We start from the raw sequence: 1753 nt of genomic DNA on the forward strand, positions 1-1753 counted from the left end.
CAATATTACTGAATTATATGTTCTAAATAAAAAGACAGGCTCGGAATATTGTCTTTCTGTAGATGCACATCCAGTAGAATCTGTTTATGCAATCTTTCAAGAAGACTTTAATTTTGATGGTTATCCAGATATAGCAATGATGGAATTTATCCCGTCGTATCCTCCAGATAAATTTCTATTCTGGATATATGATCCGGATGAAGATATGTATTACTCGACAGATATATTAGACGATGTATATACGTTGCCGGAGATTGATTATACAGACAGTACTACCACGACCTATACATCTTGGCGAGGCGAGCTTCATGAACAGACGTATAAGTTTAATGGAAAAAAATGGACTTTGATAAAATCAGAGACTTCAGATATTTCAGGATAGTTTACCGAATAAAAACAGATTGATATTAAAACCAATATTATGCAAGATAAAACATTATATACGATAACGATATTTTCAGAAAATACAGTTGGACTTTTGAGTCAGGTTACTAGTGTTTTTACACGCCGTCAGTTGAATATCGAAACACTATCTGTTTCAGCATCGGCTATAGAAGGTATTCATAAGTTTACTATTACAGTTTTCTGTGATGAAGAAATGGTAAAAAAGGTGGTTCTACAAATAGATAAACGTGTAGATGTATTAAAATCGTATTATAACACGAATGACGAATTGATTCATCAGGAAATAGCTCTTTATAAATTATCTACTTCTGAGTTTTTAAAGATTGAATCTGTAGAAACCCTTATACGTAACCATAACGCCCGTATCCTAGATATAAATGAGAATAGTGTCGTTTTGGAAAAAACAGGACATTATCAGGAAACGCAAGACTTGTTTGAAGAGTTGAGTAAGACGATAGGAGTACTACAATTTATTCGTTCGGGACGTGTTGCTATTACTAAATCGAAAATAGAAAGGTTAAGTGATATGTTAGCGGAACTGGATAAGAAATATAATAAATAATAATACCTTTAACCAACACTTGAAAGTTATAAAATATAAAAAAAAATGATTGTTCCTATAGGCAAATACGAATTTGAAATAGATGCTTACTTAACAGACTTTAGAGGCAAAGCGACACTTCCAATGATTGGTGGGTTTATGTTGCAGGCGGCGACAAAACACGCCGAAGAACGTGGTTTCGGTTATTCATCTATGACCTCTCAAGACCGAGTATGGGTATTATCCCGAATAGCTATTGAGATATTTGAGTATCCTAAAAATGATACAATAATGACTCTTAATACATGGGTTGCGAATGTCAACAGATTATTCACTGAGCGTCATTTTTCATTTGAAGATAGTGACGGTAAGCAAATTGGTTATGCAAAATCGCTTTGGGCATCTATCGATCTGAAAACTCGTAAACCTACAAATGTATTGGAATTAAAGGGTTTGTCCGACTATGTTGTTGAAAAAGAGAATCCGATAAAGGATATGACTAAAATTCCGACATTAAAAGAGAATTTTATCGTTGCTACTGATTTTGTAGTCAAATATAGCGATGTCGATATAAATAAACACCTCAATAGCATGAAGTATATCGAGCATTTTGTTGATGTATTCGATATTGATATGTTTAAGGAAAAAGAAATTCGTCGAATAGAAATCAATTATGTTTCGGAAGGTCGTTATGGAGCAAAGCTTGATATTCTCGAAAGAGAAGAAAAAGAAGACGTATTTGTATTGGAAATGAAAGATGGAGATACTAGTGTTTGTTCGGCCAGAATTATATGGGAACAAACATTC

3 protein-coding genes are annotated in these 1753 nt (G+C 33.4%); all 3 read left to right on the forward strand.

Going from position 1 to position 1753, the window contains the following annotated elements:
• Positions 1-382: hypothetical protein (locus JGH11_RS19915; protein WP_201114710.1), on the forward strand; the 382-nt coding region annotated here is incomplete at its 5' end.
• Positions 383-421: 39 nt separating this feature from the next.
• Positions 422-967 carry an acetolactate synthase small subunit gene (gene ilvN / locus JGH11_RS19920; RefSeq protein WP_201114712.1) on the forward strand — a complete coding sequence of 182 codons (546 nt, stop codon included), beginning with the start codon at positions 422-424 and terminating at the stop codon, positions 965-967.
• A 45-nt stretch (positions 968-1012) separates the two neighbouring features.
• Positions 1013-1753: acyl-[acyl-carrier-protein] thioesterase (locus tag JGH11_RS19925; RefSeq protein ID WP_201114713.1), on the forward strand; the 741-nt coding region annotated here is incomplete at its 3' end.

It is taken from the genome of Dysgonomonas sp. Marseille-P4677, assembly GCF_016652235.1.
GTDB lineage: Bacteria > Bacteroidota > Bacteroidia > Bacteroidales > Dysgonomonadaceae > Dysgonomonas.

Excerpts from the sequence above, each read along its gene's own strand:
- ilvN (WP_201114712.1), top strand. The coding sequence starts at position 422 with ATGCAAGATAAAACATTATATACGATAACGATATTTTCAGAAAATACA.